18 protein-coding genes are annotated in these 19,324 nt (G+C 73.5%); 8 read left to right on the top strand and 10 right to left on the bottom strand.

Annotated elements, in window-relative coordinates:
- Window positions 1-107: 107 nt before the first annotated feature.
- The 5 genes from ACQRUO_RS12060 to ACQRUO_RS12040 all read right to left on the bottom strand — a co-directional run bounded on the left by ACQRUO_RS12060 (window position 108) and on the right by ACQRUO_RS12040 (window position 5,456).
- Complete coding sequence (locus ACQRUO_RS12060) at window positions 108-2,588, bottom strand: alkaline phosphatase family protein (protein WP_428315818.1); 2,481 nt, start codon at window positions 2,586-2,588, stop codon at window positions 108-110.
- Window positions 2,589-2,819: 231 nt separating this feature from the next.
- Window positions 2,820-3,359 carry a hypothetical protein gene (locus ACQRUO_RS12055; protein ID WP_428315817.1) on the bottom strand — a complete coding sequence of 180 codons (540 nt, stop codon included), beginning with the start codon at window positions 3,357-3,359 and terminating at the stop codon, window positions 2,820-2,822.
- Between the two features lie 66 nt (window positions 3,360-3,425).
- The gene (locus ACQRUO_RS12050; RefSeq protein ID WP_428315816.1) at window positions 3,426-4,790 is read right to left on the bottom strand and encodes a hypothetical protein; all 1,365 of its coding nucleotides are present in this window, start codon (window positions 4,788-4,790) and stop codon (window positions 3,426-3,428) included.
- 13 nt (window positions 4,791-4,803) lie between these two features.
- Complete coding sequence (locus ACQRUO_RS12045) at window positions 4,804-5,112, bottom strand: DUF6317 family protein (protein WP_428315815.1); 309 nt, start codon at window positions 5,110-5,112, stop codon at window positions 4,804-4,806.
- Window positions 5,109-5,456, bottom strand: coding sequence for an SAV_915 family protein (locus ACQRUO_RS12040; RefSeq protein ID WP_428315814.1), 348 nt, complete (start codon window positions 5,454-5,456; stop codon window positions 5,109-5,111). Before ACQRUO_RS12040 ends, ACQRUO_RS12045 begins: the two co-directional genes overlap by 4 nt.
- Window positions 5,457-5,841: 385 nt before the next feature.
- Between ACQRUO_RS12040 and ACQRUO_RS12035 the strand changes: the two genes are divergently transcribed.
- A complete protein-coding gene (locus ACQRUO_RS12035; RefSeq protein ID WP_428315813.1) occupies window positions 5,842-7,605 on the top strand; it encodes a serine/threonine-protein kinase in 1,764 nt (587 codons plus the stop codon).
- 32 nt (window positions 7,606-7,637) lie between these two features.
- On the opposite strand, the gene ACQRUO_RS12030 is transcribed toward ACQRUO_RS12035, so the two are convergent.
- Both ACQRUO_RS12030 and ACQRUO_RS12025 read right to left on the bottom strand, forming a co-directional pair.
- Window positions 7,638-8,438 (bottom strand): hypothetical protein, encoded by an 801-nt coding sequence (locus ACQRUO_RS12030; RefSeq protein ID WP_428315812.1) that lies wholly within the window; start codon window positions 8,436-8,438, stop codon window positions 7,638-7,640.
- A gap of 213 nt (window positions 8,439-8,651) precedes the next feature.
- Entirely contained in the window at window positions 8,652-9,356 is a 705-nt protein-coding gene (locus ACQRUO_RS12025; protein WP_428315811.1) for a scabin-related ADP-ribosyltransferase, read from the bottom strand.
- A gap of 242 nt (window positions 9,357-9,598) precedes the next feature.
- On the opposite strand from ACQRUO_RS12025, the gene ACQRUO_RS12020 reads away from it, so the two are divergent.
- From ACQRUO_RS12020 to ACQRUO_RS11995, 6 genes are all read left to right on the top strand, one after another.
- Window positions 9,599-10,423 carry a M55 family metallopeptidase gene (locus ACQRUO_RS12020; RefSeq protein WP_428315810.1) on the top strand — a complete coding sequence of 275 codons (825 nt, stop codon included), beginning with the start codon at window positions 9,599-9,601 and terminating at the stop codon, window positions 10,421-10,423.
- Between the two features lie 87 nt (window positions 10,424-10,510).
- Complete coding sequence (locus ACQRUO_RS12015) at window positions 10,511-11,620, top strand: threonine aldolase family protein (protein ID WP_428315809.1); 1,110 nt, start codon at window positions 10,511-10,513, stop codon at window positions 11,618-11,620.
- Between the two features lie 124 nt (window positions 11,621-11,744).
- Window positions 11,745-12,044 (top strand): 4a-hydroxytetrahydrobiopterin dehydratase, encoded by a 300-nt coding sequence (locus ACQRUO_RS12010; RefSeq protein ID WP_428315808.1) that lies wholly within the window; start codon window positions 11,745-11,747, stop codon window positions 12,042-12,044.
- 98 nt (window positions 12,045-12,142) lie between these two features.
- Window positions 12,143-12,556: a VOC family protein gene (locus ACQRUO_RS12005; protein WP_428315807.1), complete on the top strand. Its 414-nt coding sequence runs from the start codon at window positions 12,143-12,145 to the stop codon at window positions 12,554-12,556.
- Between the two features lie 51 nt (window positions 12,557-12,607).
- Window positions 12,608-13,069 (top strand): helix-turn-helix transcriptional regulator, encoded by a 462-nt coding sequence (locus ACQRUO_RS12000; protein ID WP_428315806.1) that lies wholly within the window; start codon window positions 12,608-12,610, stop codon window positions 13,067-13,069.
- A gap of 30 nt (window positions 13,070-13,099) precedes the next feature.
- A complete protein-coding gene (locus ACQRUO_RS11995; RefSeq protein ID WP_428315805.1) occupies window positions 13,100-13,984 on the top strand; it encodes an oxygenase MpaB family protein in 885 nt (294 codons plus the stop codon).
- A 96-nt stretch (window positions 13,985-14,080) separates the two neighbouring features.
- Here ACQRUO_RS11995 and ACQRUO_RS11990 read toward each other — a convergent pair whose 3' ends face one another.
- Complete coding sequence (locus ACQRUO_RS11990) at window positions 14,081-15,127, bottom strand: tetratricopeptide repeat protein (protein ID WP_428315804.1); 1,047 nt, start codon at window positions 15,125-15,127, stop codon at window positions 14,081-14,083.
- Window positions 15,128-15,278: 151 nt separating this feature from the next.
- Window positions 15,279-16,154: a helix-turn-helix domain-containing protein gene (locus tag ACQRUO_RS11985; protein WP_428315803.1), complete on the bottom strand. Its 876-nt coding sequence runs from the start codon at window positions 16,152-16,154 to the stop codon at window positions 15,279-15,281.
- A gap of 141 nt (window positions 16,155-16,295) precedes the next feature.
- Here ACQRUO_RS11985 and ACQRUO_RS11980 point away from each other — a divergent pair, with 141 nt between their 5' ends.
- The gene (locus ACQRUO_RS11980; protein WP_428315802.1) at window positions 16,296-17,588 is read left to right on the top strand and encodes an MFS transporter; all 1,293 of its coding nucleotides are present in this window, start codon (window positions 16,296-16,298) and stop codon (window positions 17,586-17,588) included.
- 61 nt (window positions 17,589-17,649) lie between these two features.
- Here the strand turns inward: ACQRUO_RS11980 and ACQRUO_RS11975 are convergent, their stop codons facing one another.
- On the bottom strand, window positions 17,650-19,308 hold the full coding sequence (locus tag ACQRUO_RS11975; RefSeq protein ID WP_428315801.1) for an extracellular solute-binding protein: 1,659 nt from the start codon (window positions 19,306-19,308) through the stop codon (window positions 17,650-17,652).
- Window positions 19,309-19,324: the final 16 nt, after the last annotated feature.

Here is a 19,324-nt window from a genome sequence, read left to right as displayed (position 1 = left end):
GGGGGGGGGGGAGGGGGCGGGGGGGGGGTTGGGGGGGGGGGGGGGGGGGAAGGCGGTGGGGTCCGGCAGCCGCAGGGCTGCCGGACCCCACCTGGGAGCGGGCGGCGTCAGCTGCCGAAGGTCATCCCCAGGTCGTCCAGGTAACCGTCGTCGTCGGTCCCGACCTGGCGGGTGAAGTTGGCGGCGAACTGCACCGACACCGTGCCCTGCGGGACCGTGCCGGTGGCCGACTCGTAGAGCAGCTCGGTCTGGTTGTTGCGCTGGGCGGGGGTGACGGGCGCCAGCGTCGCGGTGCCGAGCGAGTTGCCCGTGGCGTCGAGGAAGGTGGCGACGACGCCGACGTTGTCACCCTGCGTGCTGTAGCCGCCGATCCAGCCGGAGAGCGTGTAGGGCAGGGTGCCGGTGGCGATCTGCGTGGACTGGCTCTGCACGCCGACGGTCTGGGTCATCTGGGCGGAGGCGTAGGGGCCGCCGTCGAAGAAGGCGTTGCCGGGCGTGGCCGGGGCCTGCGGGCCCTGTGCTGCGGTCGGGTAGCCGCCGGAGGCGCCGTAGCAGACCTGCTGCGGCTGGTTGACGCTGGCGGTCCAGCCCTGGGCGGGGTAGCCGCCGGTGCCCGAGCCGCAGGAGCCGGTCTCGGCGTCCGGGTTGACGATCGGGAGCGCGTACGTCGAGCCGGACCCGCCGCCCACGGTGTAGCCGAAGGTGGTCGAGCCGGTGGCGCCGGTGGCGTCGGTGGCGGTGACGGTCACGGTGGAGCTGCCGGCCGTGGTCGGGGTGCCGGAGACCAGGCCGGAGTCGCTGATGCTGAGGCCGGCCGGCAGCCCGGTCGCGCTGTAGGTGAGGGTCTGCGTCGGGTCGGAGTCGGTGGCGGCGAGCTGGAGCGAGGCGGCGGTGCCGACGGTGGCGCTCTGGGTGCCCGGGTTGGTGACCGTGACGGTGTTGCCACCGGTCTGCGCGGTGGTGAAGACCTCGTTGTAGGGGGTCGCCCACTTGTCGTTGTTGGTCATCGCGGGCAGGCCGAGGGCGCTGTCGATCACCCGGGCGGTGCTGTAGTGGTCGTACCGGTTGGGGTCCTGGTAACCGGCCTTCACGGTGCCCTGGGAGCCGACCACGATGGTCGGGACCTGGTTGGTCTGGCCAGGCCCGAAGCCGCCGGGGGCGTTGCTGCCGTCCTCGTCCCAGGTGACGATCAGCAGCGACTTCTGCTGGGTCCAGGCGGGGGAGTTGAAGATGGTCGGCAGGGTCTGGCTCAGCCAGGTGTCGCCCGCGGCGATGCCGCAGTCCTCCATGTCGTTGCAGGAGTCGGCGTCGGCCCAGACGAAGGCGGGGGTGGTGGCGGTGGCGGCGAGGTCGGTGTTGAGCAGCTGGGGCAGCGGCTGCCAGTGCGCCTGGCAGTAGGCGTTGTCGTTCTTCATCTTCGCGGCGTAGTAGAACGGCGCGTCGTCGTTCTCGTACTCACCGCTGGTGGTGGTCTGGCAGTTGCTGGTCTGCGACTGGACGTACTCCTTCCAGGACTTTCCGACCGCGTCGAGGTTGTCCCCGAGGCCGTTGTTGGTCGCGGTGCAGGCAGTGCTGGTGATGCAGTTGGAGTTGTTGCCGCCGACGGCCTTGGCGCTGCGGCCGTAGGAGTTGCCGAAGGCGATCTGCTCGTAGTTCGGGTCCGAGTTGTGCGTCCCGGCGTGGTCGTTGGTGAGCAGCGAGCCCATCGGGACCAGGGTGTTGTTGATGTACGGGGCGGCGGAGTTGCCGATCACCCCGGCGCCGCCGTCGACCGTGTTGGAGGACGCGGAGTAGTTGTTGTTCTCCATCATCACGAAGAACACGTGGTCGTAGCCCGGGACGGTGGAGGCCGGCACGCTCAGCGTGGGGGCGGTGACCGGTGTGTCGAGGGTCAGCGACAGGTCGTCGGCCATGCCGTCGTTCTGGGTGCCGGTCATGGTGAAGTCGACCGTGGTGAGGATGGAGCGGGTCCCGGCCGGCACCGCGGCGGTGGCGCTGCGCTGCAGGAACTTGGTGGTGTTGCCGCGGTCGGCGGCCAGCACCGGGCCGATCGAGGAGGTGCCGAGCGCGTTGCCGGAGGCGTCGCGGTAGGTGATGGTCACCGCGGCCGCGTCGTTGTAGCTGCTGACGCCGCCGAGCCAGCCGGACACGGTCGAGTGCACGCCGCCCGCGTCGATCGCGGTCGCGGCCGCGGAGACGTCGGTGACCTGGGTCATCTCGGAGGAGCCGCGCGAGCCGCCCTGGAAGTAGGCGGTGCCCTTGGTCGGCGAGCCGGGGGTGCTGGTGGCGGCGCCGGTCGGGACGCCGTAGCAGTTGATCACCGGGTCGCCGGAGGTGATCTGCCAGGCGGGGACGGTGGTCTCCTCCCAGCCGCCGGGGCTGCACTGGGAGGTCTCGGCGTTGCCGTTGAGCAGCAGGTTGGCGCTCTGGGTGGCGGCCGCGGCGCTCTGCGGCAGGCCGGCGAGCAGCGGGGCGGCGAGGGCGACCAGGGCCGCGGCGACGACGCCGACGGCGGGCCGGGCGGGCCGGCGGGCCGGTGGCGGGGTGGGGGAGGCGGATGGTTGCGGCGGCAGTGCGGGGCGGCTCATGGCAGGACGTCCTTCCGGGGAGGGGCGGGCACCTCGATTGGGCTAGCCCAATCGCAAACGGGATTCTGGGCCCGCCGGTGGGACGCCACAGGTCCGCCGGTTGCACAGTGGGCGTCGGCCAGGAGAACGGAAGTACGCGTCGGGCGCAGGTGCGCCCAAGACGGCGGCGTACGAAGCGAATTGCGCCCGTGTCAGGGGAGGAGTGTGCCGCGGGGGACGTGGTGGCAGGTGTCAGCGCCCGGCCGGCTGCCCGCCGTGCGTCAGGAGCTGGGCGTCCAGGTCGGCGCGGGCCGTCCGCTCGTACGTCAGGGTCGGCCGCAGCCACTCCACCAGGAGCGAGAGGAACAGCCCGGGCGTCAGGACGACCACGAACAGCAGGTACACCACCAGCGGCAGCGCGTAGAGCCCGCGGACGTACGGACGCGGGTGGGACCACAGCCGGAAGAGCGGGATGCCCCGCCGGAACAGCACCATCCGCAACCCCTCCAGCGTGCCCAGCACGCCCACCACCACGATCGCCCACCCCGCGCCGCCGAGCCGCCCGCCCGTGCTGTGGTCACCGAGCGCGCCCCACCAGGAGGCGACCTGGAGCGCCACCATCCCGCTGAACAGGGCCAGCGCGAGCACCCGGCCCCACCAGTAGCGCACGCCGCGCCGGACCCAGCCGGTGCCGAGGAAGGGCAACGACAGCACGGTCACCCCCGGGGGGTGCGCGGCCAGGTGGACGCGGCGCCAGGAGCGCGGGACGACGGGCGTGGTCTGTTCGGGCATACCGATCATCATCTCCTGCGGAACGGGAGCGCCCGTGGGCGGGCGCGGGGGACACCTCGGCCGGCGTCAGAAGATGCTGTTCCAGATCTTCTCCCCCATGTGCTTCAGGTCGCTGCCGGTGTTGCTGACGCTGTGTCCGATGCCGTCGCCCAGGCCGCCCCAGAAGCCGTCCTTCTTCATGTCCTCGTCCCAGTGCTCGTGGAACAGGTCGGAGGCCAGGTCGCCGACGCCGACGGCCACCACGCCGCCGACCGCCGCCCCGGCCACCACCCCGCCGACCGTGGCACCGGCGAAGCCCAGGCCCGCCACCACGCCGTAGACCGCGGTGCCGGCGGCCGCGCCGACCGCCAGGCTGCCGACGTTCGACAGGGCGTTCTCCGGCACCGCCTCGTACCAGGGCATGCCCTTCTCGATGTCGTCCTCGGCGCCGAAGTAGGTCCCGGCGCCGGCGGCGAGGACGTCGAGCACCGGGATGTCGCCCGCGAACCTGACGGTCTTCCTGAGCAGGCTCAGCTCCTCGGAGGTGCCCGCCTCGGCCGCGACGCCGGAGAAGAAGGCGGAGACCCGCACGTCCAGCGCCTTGGCCAGCGGGGTCCTGGCCTCCACCCCCTCCGCCGAGGTGAGCTTGCCCTCCAGGCCGGCCAGCTTGGCCCGGGAGTCGTGCAGCGCGTCCTTGACGTCCTGCGGCATCGGCACGCTCGGGTTGGGCCGGGCGTTCTTCGCCTTGGTCCAGGCGTCCTTGGCGGTGGCCGCGTCCTTCTCCGCCTGCTCGGCCTGTTCGTCGACGGTCTTGCTGTAGGCCGACGGCACGGCCCACAGGCCGCGCAGGTAGTCGCCGACGGTGACCTTGTCGCCGGTGTTCAGGGCGGGGGCGCCCGCCGCGCCGGGCGGGGCGATCTGCAGGTAGATCTGCTGCAGCCGGGTGGCCGCGTCGAGCCGGGCCTGCTCCGCCATCTGGAAGCTCTGGGTCCACAGGGTGGCGTACTCGCCGGCGGTGCCGGCCGTCGCGGCGGCCTGGCTTCCGGGCTGCGGCGGCGGGCCGGCAGCGGGGGCCGGGGGCTTGCCGTCGTCGCCGATCGGCACCCCGGCCTTGCGGGCCTGGTCGGCCGCCGCCTCCAGGGCCGACTCGATCGTGGCCAGGTCGACCGCGAGGGTGTCGACGATGTCGCCGGTCGAGGAGATGATGCCCGCCAACGCCGTGGCGGCCATCGAGTCGGTCTCCCACGCCTGCTTGAAGGCGGAGGCAGCGTCGCCGGACCAGCCCGCGTCGTGAGCGATCTTGTTGACGCTGTTGTCGAGGAAGGTGCTCGCCTCCTCGATCTGCGGCTGGTAGCCGTAGAGCGTGCCGGCCAGTGCGGACAGGCCGTGGATGTCACCGCCGATCCAGTCGGTCGCGAATGACGGTAGTGCTGACGGACTCTTGCCGCCCATGACCCTGCCCTCGTTACTTGATGGTGCTGGGATCGCTGATGTCGTCGAACAGCTCGCGCATCGACACCTCGCAGGCGTGGTAGTTGTCGTGCGCCTTCTGCAGCTTGTCGCCGTGGTTGCCGATGGTGCCGGCCACGGCCAGGTGCAGGCCGCCGAGGGCCTCCAGTACCGTCCGCAGCATCCCGTCGACCGCGGCGTTGCCGCCGTCGGGGCAGGTCGGCCCGCCGTCCGGGATGATCCCTGCAAAGGTCTTCGACTCGCGGTGGAAGGTGTCCGCCGCGCCCTGCAGGTCGTCCAGGATCACCTGGGTCTGACCGCTCATCGCCGGTCCTCCCCGAACGCGGCCAGCTGCTCGGGCGTCCAGCGCCAGGCCTGCTCGGAGACCTCCGGGTCGAGCTGCACCAGCTCCACCCCGACCGAGCCCATGACCGCCCGCACCGCCCGCAGCGGCGCCTGCGCCCAGGGTTGGGCCGGACCGAGCGCGGCCACCAGCCGTTCCCGGGTCGAGTAGACCGGCAGCACCCGGGTGCCGTCCGGCAGCAGCCGGACCTCGTAGCACACCTCGGTGCGCTCCTCGTGCTGCACCGGCCGGGCCGGCGCGTAGACCAGCCGGGGCAGCGGCGGCGGGACCGGCCCGGTGGGCACGGCCGCCGGCCCGATGGGCATGGCTGCCGGCCCGGTGGGCACAGCCGCCCACCCGCCCGGTATCGGACCTGCGCTCGTCGGTGAGCTCGTCATGGAGAACCTCCCCCGTGCGAGTCCGGCCGCCGGCCCGAGCTGCGGGCAGACAAGCCGGACATTTACCTGGCCGACCTTAGGACACCCGACCTGCCGGTTCGATCGCGGCCCAGTCACAAGGCTGTGGCCGAGGCGTGGAGGTTTTCGCAGGTCACGGGCGCGGGCTCGGCGCGCGGCCGCCACCGGGCCGCAGCTGGACGGCCGTTGCCGCCCGCGGCCGCAGCGGCCGACTTGTCCCCGCAGCACCCGCACCGCCATGATCGGGCGTTGCCAGGCCCGCAGCGAGCGGGCACCGGACGGGGAGAAGAGACGCATGCAGCCGTTGGCGGCGGGGGATCCGACACAGGTCGGCGAGTACCGGCTGCTGCGCCGACTGGGCGCGGGCGGGATGGGCCAGGTCTTCCTCGGGCGCAGCCCGGGCGGGCGGACCGTCGCGGTGAAGCTGGTCAAGTCCGACCTGGCGACGGACGCCGAGTTCCGCAGCCGGTTCAAGCGCGAGGTGGCCTCCGCGCGCAAGGTCGGCGGGCAGTGGACCGCGCACGTCCTGGACGCCGACACCGAGTCGGAGCACCCCTGGGTCGCCACCCGCTACATCGCCGGGCCGTCGCTCTCCGACGCGGTGACCGAGTTCGGCCTGCTGCCCGAGCACGACGTGCGCACCCTGACCGCCGGGCTCGCCGAGGCGCTCGCCGTCGTGCACGCGATGCAGCTGATCCACCGTGACATCAAGCCCTCGAACGTGATGCTGACGCCGGACGGCCCGAAGCTGATCGACTTCGGCATCGCCCGGGCCATGGACGCGGCGGCGACCGCCGGCCTCACCCAGAGCGGGGTGGTGATCGGCTCGCCCGGCTACATGTCGCCGGAGCAGGTGCTGGGCCAGCCGCTGGGCGCCGCCTCGGACGTCTTCCAGCTCGGCGCGGTCCTGGTGTACGCGGCGACCGGGCGGGGTCCGTTCGCCGCCGAGACCGCGGGGGCGCTGCTCTACAAGGTGGCGCACGGCGAGCCGGACCTGGGTCTGCTCGCCGGTGAGCTGCGCGCGGTGGCCGCGGACTGCCTGGCCCGCGACCCGGCCGCCCGGCCCACCCCGCAGCAGCTCGCCGCCCGGCTCGCGCCGCAGGGCGCGGCGGCGCTGGTCGCGGCCGGCTGGCTGCCCGCGCCGCTGCTGGTGCAGCTCTCCCGCCGGGTCTCCGAACTGCTCGACCTGGAGGCCGGCGCCGTGGAGCAGGACCCGGCCACCCGCCGGCTCGCCGCGGACCCGCGGTCGGTGGATCCGCGGTCGGTGGACCCCCGCTCGGCGGCCCCGACGCCGAGTACCCCGAGCCCGACCCCGACCGCACCGGCCACCGCGGTGCCGCCGGCGCGCTCGGCGGCGGAAGCGGAGCAGGAGCGGCTCGCCAAGCTGGTGAACAGGCGCCTGGCGGAGCTGGATCCGGAGCGGAACCGGGTCGCGAAGGTGCTGCAGAAGCAGGAGGCGCGCCGGGAAGCCGAGCAGGCCCGGCGGGACCGGTGGGGGCTCCAGGATCCGCAGCCGGCGGAGCGGCGGAACACCGGGCGGAACGCCGTCATCGGTCTGGTGGCGCTGTTCGCCACGGTCGGTCTGGTCTTCGCGCTCGCCAACGCCGCGGGGCACGGCAGCAACTCGGCCGCCAACGACTCGACGACGATCGACAGCACCCCGGACTACGGGCTCCCGGTGGACCCGACGCCGTCGCCCTCGGCCTCGGTCATCGCCGACCCCTTCCTGGGCAGCTGGACCGGAGTCATCCCGGGCCTCGGCCCTGAGTCGATCTACCTGACCATCGCCCAGGCCGAGCCTTCCAACTACACGTACCGGCCGGTGACCGGGACCTACCAGCTGGGGCCCGGGGTGAAGTGCGCGATGGAGTACCAGCTCGGGCCGATCACCGGCGACGAGCTCCAGCTGGTCAACGGCCGGCAACAGAGCGACAGCATCGGCGACCACCGGTGCGACGCCTGGGTCGCGGTGCAGGTGTACCTCAACGCGAACAACACCCTGCGCTTCTCGGGCGGTTACGACATGCCGAACCTCACCCTCGGCAAGACCGTCGGCTGAGTACGGGGACGGTCGAGCCGCTCGGCCAGGCGTCAGAGGGCGAGCACCGGCCGGGTGGAGAAGACCTCGTACATGTCCTCGCCGGCCTCGCCGTAGACGAACTCGGTGGCGTAGTCCGGGTGGCGGTTGGCCGTGGCCAGGGGCAGCCAGCCCAGCAGGCGGCCGTAGCCGCCGCACTCCGACTCGCCGCCGTCGCCGCCGTGCACCGCGGCGGGGTCGCTGGTGAGTTCGGTCCGGTAGGTGTCGTAGGCGATCCGCAGGCCCAGGGCGTTCGGCCGGCGGTGCGGGCCGGTGGGGTCCTCGTAGGGGGTCCGGTCGAGGGGGCAGTCGTCGCCCCAGCGGAAGAGCGTGGTGGCGCCGGCGCCGCACGCGTGCTCCCACTCGTCGGGGCTAGGCATCCGCAGGCCGCGCGCGGCGAGCAGCGCCGGGGTGTCGGCCGCGGGTTCGGTCAGGTTCTCGTCCGCCACCGCCATCAGGACCGTCGCCACGGTGACCCGGCGGGGTGGGCTGAGCAGCTGGGCGAGGTGGTCGCGCAGCTCGGGGCCGAACCCGAAGTCCCGGGCCAGGCTGTCCTGGTAGTCGGCGACCTGCTCGGCGGTGGGCTGCCAGGCGTCGAGGTCGAAGCCGAGCGTGACCGGGCCGCCGGGCACCAGGGCGAACTCCTGGCCGGCTCGCTCGATCCGCACGGAGTGCAGCCGGCCGCCGAGGTGCTCGCCGGCCTCGACGGACACCACCCGCCCGTCCGCCAGGTCGGCCGCGCGGTCGGCGAATCGGCGAGCGGTCGGCAGGTCGAACGAGCGCCACTCGTCGAAGGTGAGCTGAGCGAGATCCATGCGCCGGAGTCTGCCACCACCCCCTGACAGCTCGACGGGCACCCGTCCGCTACCCCACCCCGCGCTGCCGTGCTCCCCGTCGCCGGTGGTGACCGGCGCGTCGGGGACGGCCACCCGCAGGCCGAAGCTGAGGTTCCAGTCGGTGGCCAGCGGCGCCGGGTGGCGCACGACCGGCGCTCCGCACGCCCCACCCGGGACCAGCGGAAGCGCGGGTCAGCGCGCGGTGTCGGACGCGCCCTCGAAGCCCGGGTTGTCCTGGCAGCCGAGGTTCTCGTAGGTGTTGACCTTGGTGGTCGGATCGGTGCTCACCAGGCGGTACTTGCAGGCGTCCTTGATGTAGCGGCCCTTGATCCCGCCGGGGAAGTCGATCTCCTTGTTCCACAGGTAGGGGGACTGATAGTCGTTGACCTGTGCGGTGGCATTGACGTCGATACCGCCGGGAGCCTCGATCTCGTAGACCCAGCCGGCCTTCGCCGCACCGTAGGTGGCGAACTTCTGCGCCACCCACTGCGCGCAACTGGTGCTCAGGTGCGCGGTGTTCTGGCCGCCGCCCTTGACGATGTACTCGGCCAGCGGGGCCAGGTAGTCGCCGCGCGGGGTGAAGCCGTCGGCGAAGATCTGCTGCACGTTCTCCCGGGTGTCGCCGCGCCAGAGCGTGTTGCTGTCGTAGCGCCACTGCCAGGTCTCCGCGGCCTGCGCCCGCGACACGGCGTTGAAGATCGAGTAGTCGGTGGTGGTGGCGAACCAGTCCGACGCGTGCATCGGGCCGACCGGCCCGCACGGCCCGGTGTCGACGGCCCGAGCGGTTCGAACCGTTGTGGTGCGGCTCGCGGTTGCGGCGTCCGCGGGGACGGCGACGGCCACCGAGACGACGGCGAGGGAGGTGGCGGTGGCGAGGCGCAGTGCTGCCTTCAGCATGGTGAGAGCCCATCAGTTGATCAACAGGACGCGCCCTTTCTACAACGCTGAGCGATCATGAAGCGGCCCGAAGGCGGCGCACTCACCCTTGCGGGCGAAACTCTCCTCCGGTCGGCGGGCGTTCCGGTCGATACCGGTTGCGCAACCGTGCGGAGGGACCTGCCAGTCTGGGCACCGGACCGGCCCCCGGCGGGCAGCCGCCGCCGGAACGGGGAGCAGGAACGAGGAGCAGGGGAGCAATCGTGCGGATCTTCATCTCGTCGGACATGGAAGGCACCGCGGGCGTCGTCGACTGGGAGCAGTGCCGGGCCACCGGCGCGGACTACGGCTACTACCGCGAGCTGCTGCAGGGCGAGGTCAACGCGGCGATCGAGGGCGCGATGGCGGGCGGCGCGCGGGAGTTCCTGGTGAACGACTCGCACGGCGCGATGGCCAACCTGCGCCCGGACGCGCTGGCCGGCCGCGCCCGCTACCTGTCGGGGCGGCACAAGCCGTTCTACATGATGCAGGGCCTGGACGCCTCGTTCGACGCGGTCTTCCTGGTCTCCTACCACGGCTCGATGGGCGGTGCGCCGTCGACGCTGTCGCACACCTACAACCCGCGGGCCATCGCCGAAGTCCGGCTGAACGGGGTGCCGGTGGGGGAGAGCGGCATCAACGCGCTGGTGGCGCTCGGGCACGGGGTCCCGGTGGTGCTGATCACCGGTGACGAGGTGACCGCGCGGGAGGCCCGTCCGTTCTGTCCGGAGATCCGTGCCGCCGTCGTCAAGACCTCGGTCTCGCGCTTCGCGGCCGACAGCCTGCACCCGGAGGAGGCGCGGGAGCTGATCCGCAGCACGGCGCAGCAGGCGGTGGCGGCGCTGCCCGGTGCCGCCGCGCCGGCGATCTCGCTGCCCGCCACCCTCACCGTCCGGTTCCGCAACGCCGACCTGGCCGGGCAGGCGACCTGGATCAGCGGCGCCGTGCGGGTGGACGACCTGACCGTCACGCTGACCGACCAGGACCCGCTGCGGCTCTACCAGGCCTTCGTCGCGGTGGTGGTGCTCACCCGCGGCCTGGCCGAGTGACGGTTCCCGCAGCCAGCCGGCCCGCCGGCCCTTGCCCCGAGCGCAAAACCGCTGGCCGGTTGGGGGTCGGCCGCGGAGAATCGCCGGATGGACACCCCCTTGACCGCGACCGAACGGCGGTTCGCCGCGAGCCGGACCTGCCACCGCCTGCTCTCCGGCAACCGCATGACGACCATGCGCGAGCGGCTGGCCCGCCTCGCCGAACTGGACGGCCTCGACGTCCAGGCCGACTTCTACGGCAGCAACGGCCCGGTGCGGGAACTGGAGGAGCGGGTCGCCGGCCTGCTCGGCGCCGAGGCGGCGGTCTTCTTCCCGACCGGCACCATGGCCCAGCAGGTCGCGCTGCGGTACGGCGCCGAGCTGACCGGCCGCCGCGCGGTGGCCCTGCACCCGCTCAGCCACCTCGAGGTGCACGAGCGGCAGGCGTACAGCCAGCTGACCGGCCTGCGCGGCCTGTGGCCCACCACCGCGCCCCGCATCCCCACCCCCGCCGAACTGGCCGCCCTGGGCGAGCCGTTCGGCACCCTCACGGTCGAACTCCCGCTGCGCGACGCCGGTTACCTGCTGCCGAGCTGGGACGAACTCGCCGAGCTGGTCGCGGCCGCCCGGGCGAGCGGGGCGCGGGTGCACTTCGACGGCGCCCGACTGTGGGGCACCACCGAGCACTTCGGCCGGCCGCTCGACGCCGTCGCGCAGCTGGCCGACAGCACCTATGTCTCCTTCTACAAGGACCTGCGCGGGATCAGCGGCGCCGCGCTGGTCGGCGACGCCGCCCTGGCCGGGTACGCTCGCGCCTGGCGCCACCGCCACGGCGGCACCCTCTACCAGCAGTGGCCCGCCGCGCTCGCCGCGCAGCAGGGCCTCGACACCGTGCTGCCCCGGCTGCCCGCGTACGTGCGGCACGCGAAGCTGCTCGCGAGTGCCCTCGCCGCCCTGCCCGGGGCCCGGGTCAACCCGGTGGAGCCGCAGACCAACGAGTTCCAGCTCTGGCTCCCGTACGCCGCCGAGGCGCTGGACGCCGCCCACCTCGCGCTGGCCGATACCGAGGGCACCTGGTTCGTGCCGTGGTGGCAGGACGCCGCTCCCGGTCTGGCGATGGCCGAGGTCACCATCGAGTGCCCCGCCCTGGAGTGGAGCCCGGCCGAGGTCACCGAGGTGGGCCTGCGCTTCCTGGAGCTGGCCGGCCGCGCGCGTTAGCCTGGACCGGGTCCCGCGCCGGACGGCGTGGTGACGGACCGTCCGCAGCCGCGGCTGGGACGATCGCCTCACGTGTGGCGAGGCGCCCGGGTGCGGGCGCCTCCCCTGGCCCGGGAGCGATGCGATGAGCAATGACACCCTGCTGACCGAGGCGGAGATCGCCGACGGGCTGAAGCGGTTGCCGGACTGGACCCGGGAGGGCGACACCATCCGGCGCACCGCCGAGGCCCGCACCTTCATGGCGGGCATCCGGGTGGTGGACACCGTCGCCGAGGCCGCCGAGGTGCTGAACCACCACCCGGACATCGACATCCGCTGGACCAGCCTCACCTTCGCCCTGAGCACGCACAGCAAGGGCGGGCTCACCGGCCTGGACTTCCAGCTGGCGGCCCGGATCGACCAGGTGCTGGCGGACGAGGCCTGACGACGCGTCCGGCGACTGGTCGGGCACCACCCGGCCGCCGGAGAACCGGTCAGGATCCGAGAAGCGCGGGAGGCGGTCCCGGACCTAGCATCGTGGGCATGGACCTCACCATTCACACCAGCGCCCTGCCGCACGTCGACCCGGACGCCTCGCTGCACTTCTACCGCGACGTCCTCGGCTTCGAGGTCCGCAGCGACGTCGGGCAGGGCAGGATGCGCTGGATCACCGTCGGCCCCGCCGGCCAGCCCGACACCTGCATCCTGCTGGCGCCGGCGGCCGCCGATCCCGGGGTCACCGAGGAGGAGCGGCGCACCATCGCCGAGATGATGGCCAAGGGCACCTACGGCTGGATCCTGCTGGCCACCCGGGACCTGGACGGCACCTTCGAGAAGGTGGTGCAGGCCGACGACGTCGAGGTGGTGCAGGAGCCGACCGACCAGCCGTACGGCGTCCGCGACTGCGCCTTCCGCGATCCCGCGGGCAACATGGTCCGGATCCAGGAGGTCCGCTGAACCGTCCGGCTGCTGCCCCGCCCCGCACGGACCGAGGGAAGGAGTACCCGCATGTGTCACCCCGCCTGGGGGCGTGCCCTCGCCGAGGCGCACCACCTGGCCGACCTCGCCCGGCTGCGCCGGGTCCGGGACCGGATCGACCGGGAGTACGCACAGCCGCTGAACGTCGAGGCGCTCGCCCGCGGCGCCGACATGTCCGCCGGGCACCTCAGGCGGCAGTTCCGCCGCGCCTACGGTGAGTCCCCCTACGCCTACCTCATGACCCGGCGCATCGAGCGGGCGACGGCGCTGCTGCGGCGCGGCGACCTCAGCGTCACCGAGGTCTGCTTCGCGGTCGGCTGCTCCTCGCTGGGCACCTTCAGCACCCGGTTCACCGAGCTGATGGGGATGCCGCCCAGCACCTACCGGCGCCTCGCCGCGGGCGCCACGGCCGGGCTGCCGGCCTGCGTGGCCAAGCAGGTGACCAGGCCCGTCCGGCACGGTGCGGTCGCCGCGGTGCCGGTGGGGGGCTGACCGAGGCCCCCGCGCGGCACAATGGCGGGCATGCTGCCGATACTCGAGGCGCTGCGCGCCCGCCTGCTGGCCCAGCTCGACTCCGCCGTCCACGGCGGCGACCTGCATCTGGAACGGTACGACGGCCCGGCCGGGGACCCGGGGCTGTTCGGGCCGGGCAGCGTGGTCTGGCGGGTGCACGGCCACCCGGCGGGGATGCTGACGGGTGGCTTCGCCGCGCTGCTGCTGCAGTCGCTGCACCCCTTGGCGATGGCCGCGGTGGACCGGTACTCGGACTTCCGGGAGGACCCCGCCGGGCGGCTGCACCGGACCGTGCGGTTCGTCACCACCACCAGCTTCGGCTCGACCGGGGCCGCCGAGCAGGCGATTGCGGCGGTGCGGCGGATCCATCCCCGGATCCACGGCACCGCACCGGACGGCCGGGCCTACCGGGCGGACGACCCGGACCTGCTCACCTGGGTGCACACCGCCGAGGTCCGCTGCTTCCTGGCGGGACATCAGGCCTTCGCGGCCGAGCCGCTGACGGCCGCCGAGTGCGACCGGTACTACGCCGAGGTCGCGCTCCTCGCGCGCCGGCTGGGTGCCCGGGAGGTGCCGGACTCGGCCGCGGCGGTGGCGCGGTACCTGACCCGGGTGCGCCCCGAGCTGCGGGCCACCCCGGCGGCCGTGGACTGCGCGCGGTTCCTGCGGGGCCTCGGGGCCGACGCGCGGGAGCGGGCGGCCACCAGGCTGCTGATGAACGGGTCGATCGGGCTGCTGCCCGACTGGGCCCGGACCGAACTCGGGCTGCGCCGCCCGACCCCGGTGCGCGTCCTGTGGGACCGGCCGGTCGCCCGCACGCTCGGCCGGGCCCTGGTCTGGGTCTGCGGACCGTCGCGGATCCAGCAGGCGGCCCGGGCCCGGACCGCCTGCTGAAGCCGGCAGGCCGGCGCCCGCCGGGGCCGCGGAGCTGGTCGGACCTCAGCGCCGGCCGGGTCTCAGCGCCGGCCGGGTCTCAGCGCCGGCCGGCCCTCAGCGCCGGTCCGGGCCCAGGTTCAGCCGCTGGAGCCAGTCGTACCCGCGCCGGTCCTCCGAGTCGCCGAGGTCGAGGTGGACCGTGTGCTGCTCCCCGTCCCGGGTGTGGACGTCGACGTGGCCGGAGCCGTAGCGCGGTACCACGCCCGCCCACTCGACGGCCTCGACCTCGGCCAACGCGAAGGTGCGCCGGCCGATCTCGATCGTGGGCGGCGGGACGTGGTGCTCGGGGTCGAGGTCGTACAGCAACTCGTGGGCCATGGTCGCGGTCCACCGCTCCTCACTTCCGATCGCCCGCAGGTACACCTCGCGGGCCTCGGCCAGGCGGCCGGGGTCGACCTCGCGGAGCCGGCGGTGCGCCCGGTAGGCGGTCTCGCCGCGGAACGGGGGCGCCATGGCCCGCAGGAACAGGTCGCCGGCCTCGTCGGTGCGGCCCTCCGCCGCCGCCAGGTTCCCGAGGTTGAACAGCGCCTTGCGGGCGTGCTCGAGGTGCCCGGTGGCGATGGCCTGCTGGTAGAGCTCGCGGGCGTGTGCCGGGTCGCCCTCGCGCTGCCGGAAGACGGCGTAGTTGAACAGGGACTGCGGTGCGTGGTCGGGGTGTCCGGTGGCGATCGCCCGCTCGAACACGGTGCGGGCCTGCTCGGTGCGGCCGGCGGCGGCCTCGAGGACGGCCAGGTTCGCCAGCGCCTTGGGACCGACGTCGGGGTGCCCGCTGTCGGCGGCGCGCTGGAACAGCGTCCGGGCGGCGTCGGTGTTCCCGTCGTTCCGTTCCTGCGCCCCCTGGGCGAACGCGCCCTCGGCGGCCCGCGCCGACTCGGTGTCGGCCGGGTCGGCCTGGGGGAGGGGCAGCTGTGCGTCCTCGACGAGCTCCCCGCTCCCGGCCCACCGCCGGCGGTGCACCGGCCAGCCCTCCCGGTAGCCGACGAGCGTGATCAGGCGGTGGCTGTCGGGATCGGTGCTCGCCACCTCGCCGCTGTAGGGCGCACCCCCGTGCAGGACGCGGCCTTGCCGGTCCTGCTGCGTGTCCTGCTGGTTGATCCGCATCCCCACAATATCGGTGGGCGGACCGCGTCCGGACAAGGGCGGGTGTGGGGGAGCGGCGCCACCCGCCGACTGGTGGAGATGGTGCCCGACGCGCCCGCCGACGCCGACGCCCCCGGACATCCGGACATCCGGCGTCCTCGCGCCGACGTGCTCAGCCGATCGGCGCCCGGCCGGCCGTCGCCCTACCGCTGGCGCCCCGGGTGTTCGGGGGGAGGTCCTCGGCGAGGGTGCGCAGCAGGACCAGGGCGTCAGCGCTGGGGGTGCCGGGTTCGGCGGAGTAGACCAGCAGCCGCTGGCCCGGGGCGCTGGTGACGGTGAACGCCTCGTAGTGCACGGCCAGGTCGCCGACCTGGGGGTGCCAGAGCGGCTTGTCGTCGCTGGTGCAGGGGCGCACGTCGTACCTCGCCCACAGGTCGGCGAAGGCCGGGCTGCGCAGCGAGAGTTCGCCGATCACCTGGGTGACGCGCGGGTCGTCGGGGAAGGGCGCGGCCTGCGCGCGCAGGTTGCTGACCATGCTGCGGGCGGCCCGCTCCCAGTCCTGGTAGAAGCGGCGGCCGAACGGGTCGAGGAAGAGCATCCGCAGCTGGTTGTCCATCCGGGCGAAGCCGCTGTAGAGCTGCCGGGCGGACCGGTTGGCGGCCAGGATGTCGAGTGCGGGACCGACGATGCAGGCCGGCAGGTCCAGGAAGTGCTCCATCAGCCGGAGCAGTTCGGGGCTGACCGTGGTCACCGCCGGGGTCGCCGGCTGCGGCGCCGGCTGGGCCAGCCGGAACAGGTGGGCGGCGGCGTCGGCCTCGAGGCGCAGCGCCCGGGCCACGGCGCCGAGCACCTGCTCCGACGGGTTGCGCTCGCGGCCCTGTTCGAGCCGGGTGTAGTAGTCGGTGCTCACCCCGGCGAGCAGCGCGACCTCCTCCCGGCGCAGGCCCTTGACCCGGCGGGAGGTGTGCGACGGCAGCCCCGCCTGCTCCGGCAGCAGCCGGCCGCGGCGGGCGCGCAGGAAGTCGCCGAGCTCGTTTCCCCTCGTCATGCCCGCCACCGTACCGGCAGCCGGGCCGGCGAGCCTGGGTGCGGCGCACCCAGGCTGACGGGGGGTGCCGCACACCCTTCCACGATCGGCGCCCGCCTGCCTAGCGTTGCCCGTCGAACCACGTCCGGAAGGTGAACAGACATGCGTCAGCCCATGGGTGGGCCCGAGACGGCCGCGCCGCAGCGGATGGACCCCGCACTGACCCTGGTGCTCGCGGTGGCCTGCGGGCTGACCGTGGCCAACCTCTACTACGCGCAACCACTGCTCGCCCTGGTCGCCCACTCCTTCGGCGTCGGCCAGGGCGCGGCCACCACGGTGGTGACGCTGACCCAGGTCGGCTACGCCCTGGGCCTGCTCTTCGTGCTGCCGCTGGGCGACCTGGTGGAGAACCGCCGGCTGGCGACCCGGACTCTGCTGGTGACGGCGACCGCGCTGCTGCTCGCCGCCCTCAGCCCGGTGTTCGGGATGTTCCTGGCGGTCTCGGTGCTGGTGGGCACCACCTCGGTGGTCGCCCAGGTGCTGGTGCCGCTGGCGGCCCAGCTGGCACCGGCCGACCAGCAGGGGCGGATCGTCGGCCGGGTGATGAGCGGGCTGCTGCTCGGCATCCTGCTGGCCCGTACGGTCTCCAGCCTGGTCGCCGACCTGCTCGGCTGGCGGGCGATCTACGTCATCTCGGCGGTGCTGATGCTCGGCCTCGGTGCCGTGCTGCGCCGGATGCTGCCGGAGCGCGTCCCCGCCCACGCGGCCGGCTACCGGTCGCTGCTGGCGAGCCTGGGGGAGCTGGTGCGGAGCGAGCCGGTGCTGCGGCGCCGGGCCCTGTGCCAGGCGACCATGTTCGGGGCGTTCACCACGTTCTGGACGGTCATCGCCTACGAGCTGATCGACGAGCACCACTTCGGGCAGGCGCAGATCGCCGTGTTCGCACTGGTCGGCGCCGGCGGAGCGGCCGCGGCGCCGGTCGCCGGCCGGCTCGCCGACCGCGGCCACGGCCGGGCCGCCAGCGGGGCCGCACTGCTGCTGGCGGCGGCCGCCTTCGTGCTCGCGGCCGTCGGTCACAGCAGCGTGGCGCTGCTCGCGTTGGCCGCCGTGCTGCTGGACTTCGCGGTCCAGGGCCACCAGGTGCTCAGTCAGCACGAGGTGTACGCGCTGCGCCGGGAGGCCCGCGCCCGGCTCAACACGGTCTTCATGACCACCGTGTTCGCGGGTGGCGCCGCGTCCTCCGCCGTGGCCGGGCTGCTGCACACCGGCCACGGCTGGAGCGGTGTCTGCGTGTTCGGGACGGCGCTGCCGCTGGCCGGCCTGCTGCTGTGGGGCCACGGGCAGTGGGCGGGGCGTTCGCGGGCGCTGCGGGAGAGCAGCCGGGTGGTGGGGGCGTCGAGCCCGGCGGGGACGTCGAGCACGGCGCGCCCGGTGGACCCGGTGGACGTCGGGTGAGCCCGGCGCCCGGGCGAGGCACGGGCGCCGAGCCCGTCCTCGCCCGGGCCCGGGTCCCAGGTCAGCCGTGCAGCTTTCCGTACTCGGCGGCGAGTTCGGCGGCGATGGCGTCGCCGCCCTGGCTCCGCCAGTTCCGGACCACGCCGTCCCAGGCGGAGATCGGTTGCTTGCCGGTGACGATGCTGTTGATGCCGTCGTTCACCATGGTCAGCAGGGTGGGCCAGTGCTTGTTGCGGGTCGCGGACTGGATGCCGAGGGAGGGGTCCGCGACGCCCTTCGGCACGATGTCCAGCTGCGCCTGGTAGCAGCGCCTGGCCGCCTCGGGCCGGCCGGGGATGTAGTTCACCATCGGGGGCGAGGCGATGTACCCGAAGGGCAGGTTCGTGCTGTTCTCGACCTTGCCGAGCTCGGTCGGGACCGACGGGCCGCCGTCCTTCCCGCGGGTGAAGTGCACGCCTTCGATGCCGTAGTTGATCAACTCGTACTCCTTGGACCCGAACGGCGAGGCGAAGAAGTTCAGCACGCGCAGCAGCATCCTGATGCGCTCCGGCGAGGCCCGCTTCAGCGCGGTGTAGCCGAAGTAGCACGGCGCGAACCACGGCGTCGGCGTGGTGCCGGTGTCGTACGGGCGGACGAAGTCCACCTTGAAGGTGTCGCCGACGGTCTGGGCGTAGACGGTGAACCCGCCGAAGCCCTCGGTGATGCTGCGGTACGTGCCGTTCGTGAAGAGGTTTCTCGCCTGCGTCACCGACGTGGTCAGCGCTGCCGGGTCGTACAGGCCCTTGCCGTACCACTCGGCCATGGTGGCGACGGCGGCCTTGAACTGCTCGGTGCCGTAGGTCGGGGTGAACGTGCCGTTGTTGAGGCTCCACACGTTCGGCGCGCCGTGCACGCCGGCGTGGGTCAGGTAGCCGAAGTTCGCGGCGGTCGAGGTGCCGAGCGCGTAGTGGCCCTGGGTGTTCAGCGCGAGGAGGCCCTTGGTGAGGTCGTCCTTCCTCAGGCCGCCGACCGTCGGCTGCCAGATGCCGGCCGCGGTGAACCTGTCGGAGTCGGCGAAGACGGAGTGGCCCAGCAGGGGCCGGTGGATCGGCACGCTGTAGATCCGTCCGCCGACGCGGCCCATGGCGTCCCACGTGTAGCCGGGGATCGCCGCGAGGTTCGGGTAGTCGCGCGCGCCGGCGTCGCCGGACAGGTGCTCGCTCAGGTCCGCGCACTCGGCCTGGAGGAACTGCGCCTCGTTGGGCAGCGGCGACCGGCCGAGCATCATGAGGTCCGGTAGGTCGCCGGAGGCCATCATGGTGGAGTACTTCACCTCGAAGTCGACGTCGGCCACCATGGTCAGCTCGATGTCGACGCCGGCCGCGTCGTTGACGGCCTTCCACATCCGGTTGCTGTCCGGCCCCTTGGGCGGGGCGCCGTAACTGATCATCATGACCCGGACGGTGGAGCCGTCACCGGGTTTGGACGGCACGGCCTGCACCAGGTTCGACGGGTAGGTCAGGAACGTGTCCAGCACACCGGCCGCCGTCCCCGGCAGGTCCGGGTGGAGGCCCTTGACCGGGGTGTGGGTGGGCCACGGTGCCAGCGTCTTGCCGGCGTTGCCGGCCGAGGTGGCGGACGCGCCGCTGCCGCACGCCGCCAGGGACGGGAGGGCTGCTGCCGCGACCGTCGCACCGGCGACGGTGCGCAGGAGGCTTCTCCGGGAGAATGCGGAGTTCATGACGAAGGGCTCCTTG

The organism is Kitasatospora sp. LaBMicrA B282 (genome assembly GCF_050325825.1).
Classification (GTDB): domain Bacteria; phylum Actinomycetota; class Actinomycetes; order Streptomycetales; family Streptomycetaceae; genus Kitasatospora.
This window is presented reverse-complemented; position numbering and strand designations above follow the sequence as displayed.